Genomic DNA, 5,498 nt, shown 5'->3' on the forward strand with positions numbered 1-5,498 from the left:
CGTATCCTGCTATGATCCCGATCCCGCCCGCTGGGAGGCCTTTCAATCCCTGCGCGCAACGCTGGCCGACGACCTGCAGCGTCTTTCGCCGGCTAAGGCCGAAACGGGAGACATTCGCTTCGCGAGCGATCTCGCAACCGCGATGGCTGGTGTTCGCTTCGTCCAGGAATCGGGGCCGGAGCAACTCCCATTGAAGCAGGCACTGCTGGCGGAGATCGAACAGCATATCGCTGCGGATGTGGTGATCGCCTCCTCCTCTTCGGCCCTGCTCGTCTCGGACATGCAGTCGGCCTGTGCGCATCCCGAGCGGGTGGTCCTCGCTCACCCGTTCAATCCCGTCCACCTGATGCCGCTCGTCGAGATCGTCGGCGGGAAAGCGACCTCGCCGGAGGTCATCGAGCAGACGCGTGCCTTCTATGAGGATCTCGGCAAGAAGCCAGCCGTGCTCCGGCGCGAGGTCACAGGCCATCTGGCCCTGCGGCTGATGGGAGCGATGTGGCGCGAGGCCATCGCACTCGTCGAAAGCGGCGTCGCGACGGCGGAGGATGTCGACCGAGCCTTCTGTTACGGCCCTGGCCCGAAATGGACCTTGCAGGGCTCGTTCATCTCGAACCACCTCAACGCCGAGGGTATCGAATCCTTCCTGACCAAATACGGCAAGACCTATCAGGATATCTGGGACGATCTCGGCGATGCCCGCCTTGATGCCCCGACCGTGTCACGCGTGGCGAAAGCCGTGCGTGAGGCGATTGGCGAACGCAGCGATGACGACCTGCGCAGCCAGCGCGACGCCGGGCTGGTCGACATGCTGCGGGTGATGTCGCAGCGCGCGGCACTCTGAACGCAGGCAATGAAGAGGACCGGATGATGCAGAGCGCCTTCCCCTATCAAACCGCCCTCGTCACGGGCGCATCGCGCGGAATCGGCGCCGCGATTTGCCGCAAGCTCGCGACCCTTGGGCTTACAGTCTACGGCGTTGCACGTAGCGAGGATGCACTCGCAACCGTCGTCGCCGAGGCCGGGGTCATCCCGGTGGTTGCCGATGTTCGCGATGTTGCGGCGATCGTCGCCGCGCTCGACGGGGCCAAGATCGACATCCTGGTCAACAATGCCGGTATGGTCGCCTCGGTGAAACCGCTCTACGAGCAGACCGCGGAGGAAATCTCCGAGACGATCGCGGTGAACTTCACTGCGCCCATGCTGCTGATGCAGTCGTTACTGGGCGGCATGGTTGAGCGTCGTCGCGGTCATGTCATCAATATCACGACGACTGCCGCACGCGGCGTGTTTGCGGGAACGTCGGCCTATGGTGGGGCCAAGGCGGGGCTCGCCCATGCCGGTCGTTCTCTGCGTTACGATCTCGCCGGCAGCAATGTCCGCGTCACCGATCTCGCTCCAGGCCGCGTCGAGACTGACATTTATCTGCAGGCCTTCGCGGGCGATCGCGCCCGCCTGCATGATTCGATGTATGGCGCCGTTCGGGCCCTGAAACCGCAGGACATCGCTGAAACGATCGCGGCCGTGCTTGCCCTTCCTGAGCATGTCGACGTCACCGAAATCGAGGTGTCGCCAACCGATCAGGCTGTGGGCGGTCATGTCTACAAGTCGCAGCCGGCCTGAAGGAGGGTGGGGCTCAGGGGCGCCTGCCCGCCCTCCCGTCAGTGAGCTTGGCAAGAACGGCGTCGCAGGCCGCGGTCCAGCCTTCTTTGGCGCCGTGCTCGGACAGCACCGCGAGGCCGCGCTCCGTGATCCCGCCTGGCGTCGCGAGATTCGCAATCAGCGTTTCGACCGGCTCCGGCCTTTCGGCAATCATCCGGCCAGCCGCCACGAAGGTCGTCGCGGCAAGTTCGCGGGCTGCCTCAGGGCTCATGCCATGAGCGACGGACCAGTCGCGACCGAGGCCGATAAGGCTCTGAGCCCAGCCATAGATGGCGGCGCTGACCGTTGCGGTCTCGAACTGGGCTTCATTCTCAAGGACGATGACGGGGCCGAGCCGTGCGAGCAGCGCCTGAACTTCGGGAAAACTCGGGAACGCCGTTGTCGGGCTCGCGCCGAGAGATGCGGCTGTGAGCGGCATGATCCGCATGACGCGGGCAGGGGCGGCGGCCTTTTCCAAATGCGCAATGGGCACGCCCGCGCAGGCCGAAACCAGGATGTGCTCCGGGCGCCATGGCAGATGGCAGATAGCTGCAATGGCATCGGCCGGCCGCGTCGCGAGAAAGACGATGTCCGCACCGGATATGAGCGTGGAATTGCACTCGGCCAGCTCAAGCTCATGGCGTTCGGCCAACTTCGGTCCCTGACCGCGCGGCGACAGGGCAAGGTGGGGAACCGTCTGCTGGTCGCGCAAGAGGCCTTCAATCATCGCCTCGGCCAGATGGCCGACTCCGAGAAATGCGATCCGTGTCATGATGATCCCAAGAAGAAGCTGCCGGCCGGATTCGGAGGGCGCTGGTTGATTTTTTCCAGTTGCGCGATTTGAAGCTTGCACTGACCGCTTCTTGGTGATGCGAGAGCGGGGAAACGTCGTCGACAATGAGAGACGGAATGCCGAAGACCGCGAAGGCCCCGCCCGTCAAGGCAGCCCCACCGCGTCGGGCGGCGGACAGCGCAGAACGCGCCTATTGCGCGATTCGGCAGCAGCTCGTCGAATTCAAGATGCGGCCGGAGGAGCGCATCAACGAGGTGCATCTGGCGCAGATGCTGGAGCTGTCGCGCACGCCGGTCCGAGAAGCGCTGAACAGGCTGGCCAGCGAGGGGTTTGTCGTCTTCACGCCCAACAGGGGCTTTTACTTCCGCGGCCTCGATATCGACGATCTCGTCGATCTGTTCGAGATGCGCTCCATCATTGAAACCGGCGCGTTCGCTCTTGCGTGCGAGCGCGTCGATCAGGCTGGGATCGAGCGCCTTCAGGCGTTCTGGGAGGATGCGCGTCGGCGCTACGCCAACAACGATCCCGACGAGATCCTCGAACTGGACGAAGCCTTTCATGTCCATGTCGCCGAGCTTGCCGGCAATCCCGAGGTCGTGCGCCAGCTTATCGGCGTCAACGCCCGAATCCGGTTTATCCGACGGGTCCAGATCGAAAACGGCCCGCAACACTCGAGTCTCGTCGGGGATCATTCGCGGATCGTCCAGGCGCTTGCTGAGCGCGACGCCGCAAAGGGCATCGAGATTCTGCGCGCACATATTTCGCTGACTTTCGCCGAGGCGCGCAGTGTTCTCAAGGATGCGCTTCTGAAGATTTTCGTGCCGGAAGAGTCGGGGTCGGCACGGCGCCGGGCACGCGTTCCGCGGAACTGACATCCCGATCCGACTTCGGGATATGAGGACGTGGCGAGACCCGCTGCGTCTCTGACGCGCATTTCCTTCCGCCGCGCGTTTGCGCGCGCGCGCACTCGGCCGGCAAATGTCAGCCGGCGAGGCGGGACTGCGTGCAGGTAATGCCTGCCTGCCAAACCAGCTGCTGACATCGCGATCGTTCTTATTCCCTATGCCCCGCGATTCGGGGTGCTGGATGCGGGGCCTCGCATGGCCTGCCCACCCTTGCGCCACGCGCGTTCTCATCTTTGTGCAACGGCCAGAAATCGAAGTTTCAAAAGTGCCTGTACAACTGCATGCACTTATGACACGGTCACTGGTGTCAGGGGAAGCGGCTCCGCGCAAAACGGTAGTGAGATGCTCGATCACGTACTCGGCCTGGACCATATCGTTGTTGCCGTGAGCGAGCTCTCGGCATCGGCCGAACGTTGGCGCGCGCTGGGGTTTTCGGTGTCGCCGCGTGGTCTCCACAGCGACTATCTCGGCACCGCCAATCACACGATCATGTTCGAGGACGACTACGTCGAACTGCTCGGCGTGCTTGCCCCGACGGACTTCAATCGGCCGACCCGCGACTTCCTCGCCGCGGGAGCGGGGCTGGAACGCCTCGCGATGCGGACTGACGATGCGCAGGCGGCGCTCGATACGCTCAAGAGAGGCGGCATTTCGGCGACTGGGCCGTTCGAATTCCGCCGGCCAGTCGAACTGGGCAGCGGAGGCGTGGGAGAGGCGGGGTTTCGCATCTTCCAATGGCCGCTCGAGCCAGCGCCTGCCGGTGTGCGCCTCTTCGCCTGCCAGCATCTGACGCGCGAGACCGTCTGGCTGCCTGATCTCGTCAGCCATGCCAATGGTGCCCGCGCCCTGAGCCGCATCGAGATCGTGGCTGAGGATCCGCCGGCTGCCGCGGCGCTCTGCGCGCAAATGCTCGGCCTCACATTTGCCCAGGGCGAGGACGGTGGTTTCTGCGTCGCTATGCGCCCGCGGGGGGCGGATCTCGTCTTCATGGATGCGCCGAGTTTCCACAAGCGTTGGCAGGTCGGCGCGCAGGCTCAAGGCACAGGCTGCGGAATTGTCCTCGACGTCGCGGCTGGCACGACCGCCGAGCCATTCGCCGAATGGAGCATAGCCGGCGAATGGCCGCTGCATTGCGCCTCCGTCGAAGGGGCTCTGATTGGCTGGGAAGCCGGAAGGCGGTCCGCGCGGCCTTGATCGATCGCCTGACGCCAGCAGGCCTGAATTCACAATAATGGAGGGGAACATGACTGCATCAACATTTACGCGTCGTCAGATGCTCGCATCGGCCGGTGCGGCGGCGCTGCTAGCGGGCTCGCCGATCGGAGTGTTCGCCCAGGAGCCGCGGCGGTACCGTGACCGTGCACATGCCGCAGGAGCAGCGCATCCTGAACCCCGCATTGCGGGCCTCGACCGGTGTCTATGTCATCGCCTCCAAGATTATGGAGCCGCTGGTCGACCTGAACGAGAAGGGCGAACTCGAGCCCATGTTGGCGACGAGCTGGGAAGGTTCGCCGGACGGCAAGACCATCACGATCAAGCTGCGCGAGGGCGTGAAGTGGCACGACGGCAAGCCCTTCACCTCCGCTGACGTGCAGTACACGGCGATGGAGCTGTGGAAGAAGCACCTGAACTACGGCACGGCGCTGCACTCCGCCCTGGAGGCGGTCGATACGCCGGACGCGCATACGGCGATCTTCCGCTACAACCGTCCGATGCCGATGGACCTGTTCATGGGCGCCGCGCCCGACCTGGGCTACATCGCGCCCAAGCACATCTACGAAGGCACCCACATCCTCGACAACCCGGCGAACGTCGCGCCGATCGGGACAGGCCCGTTCAAGTTCGCGCAGTATGAGCGCGGCCAGTATGTCATCGCCGAGCGCAACCCCGATTACTGGCGCAAGGGTTACCCCTATCTCGACAAGATCATCTGGCGCTTCATCACCGACAAGGCCGCGGCGACTGCCGCGATCGAGGCCGGCCAGGTCCATATGAGCAACTATTCCTCGCTGCCGCTGGCCGACATCGATCGGCTGGGCAAGGACGCCCGCTTCGAGGTCTCCTCGCGCGGCAACGAGCGCCAGCCCTTCCAGAACACGATCGAATTCAACCTGCGCCGCAAGGAACTCGCCGACGTCCGGGTCCGCCGCGCCATCGTCCAC

5 protein-coding genes and 1 pseudogene are annotated in these 5,498 nt (G+C 64.4%); 5 read left to right on the forward strand and 1 reads right to left on the reverse strand.

Features of this window, described 5'->3' with window-relative positions:
- Positions 1 to 841, forward strand: an 841-nt coding sequence (locus AC1D34_RS33585) for a 3-hydroxyacyl-CoA dehydrogenase NAD-binding domain-containing protein (RefSeq protein WP_476826570.1), incomplete at its 5' end; no start/stop codon positions are given.
- Positions 842 to 867: 26 nt separating this feature from the next.
- Positions 868 to 1,620 (forward strand): SDR family oxidoreductase, encoded by a 753-nt coding sequence (locus AC1D34_RS33590; protein WP_441507412.1) that lies wholly within the window; start codon positions 868 to 870, stop codon positions 1,618 to 1,620.
- 13 nt (positions 1,621 to 1,633) lie between these two features.
- Here AC1D34_RS33590 and AC1D34_RS33595 read toward each other — a convergent pair whose 3' ends face one another.
- Positions 1,634 to 2,410 carry a pyrroline-5-carboxylate reductase family protein gene (locus AC1D34_RS33595; protein WP_441492756.1) on the reverse strand — a complete coding sequence of 259 codons (777 nt, stop codon included), beginning with the start codon at positions 2,408 to 2,410 and terminating at the stop codon, positions 1,634 to 1,636.
- Between the two features lie 137 nt (positions 2,411 to 2,547).
- Between AC1D34_RS33595 and AC1D34_RS33600 the strand changes: the two genes are divergently transcribed.
- From AC1D34_RS33600 to AC1D34_RS33610, 3 genes and pseudogenes are all read left to right on the forward strand, one after another.
- Positions 2,548 to 3,303, forward strand: coding sequence for a GntR family transcriptional regulator (locus AC1D34_RS33600; RefSeq protein WP_476826571.1), 756 nt, complete (start codon positions 2,548 to 2,550; stop codon positions 3,301 to 3,303).
- Between the two features lie 375 nt (positions 3,304 to 3,678).
- The gene (locus tag AC1D34_RS33605; RefSeq protein ID WP_476826572.1) at positions 3,679 to 4,530 is read left to right on the forward strand and encodes a VOC family protein; all 852 of its coding nucleotides are present in this window, start codon (positions 3,679 to 3,681) and stop codon (positions 4,528 to 4,530) included.
- A 49-nt stretch (positions 4,531 to 4,579) separates the two neighbouring features.
- Positions 4,580 to 5,498, forward strand: a pseudogene (locus tag AC1D34_RS33610) (ABC transporter substrate-binding protein); the annotation flags it as partial.

It is taken from the genome of Allobosea sp. P1_A7, assembly GCF_056406775.1.

Bases quoted from the DNA above. Each gene is read 5' to 3' on its own strand.
- AC1D34_RS33600 (WP_476826571.1), top strand. From the start codon at position 2,548: ATGCCGAAGACCGCGAAGGCCCCGCCCGTCAAGGCAGCCCCACCGCGT.
- AC1D34_RS33595 (WP_441492756.1), bottom strand. From the start codon at position 2,410: ATGACACGGATCGCATTTCTCGGAGTCGGCCATCTGGCCGAGGCGATG.
- AC1D34_RS33590 (WP_441507412.1), top strand. From the start codon at position 868: ATGCAGAGCGCCTTCCCCTATCAAACCGCCCTCGTCACGGGCGCATCG.
- AC1D34_RS33605 (WP_476826572.1), top strand. From the start codon at position 3,679: ATGCTCGATCACGTACTCGGCCTGGACCATATCGTTGTTGCCGTGAGC.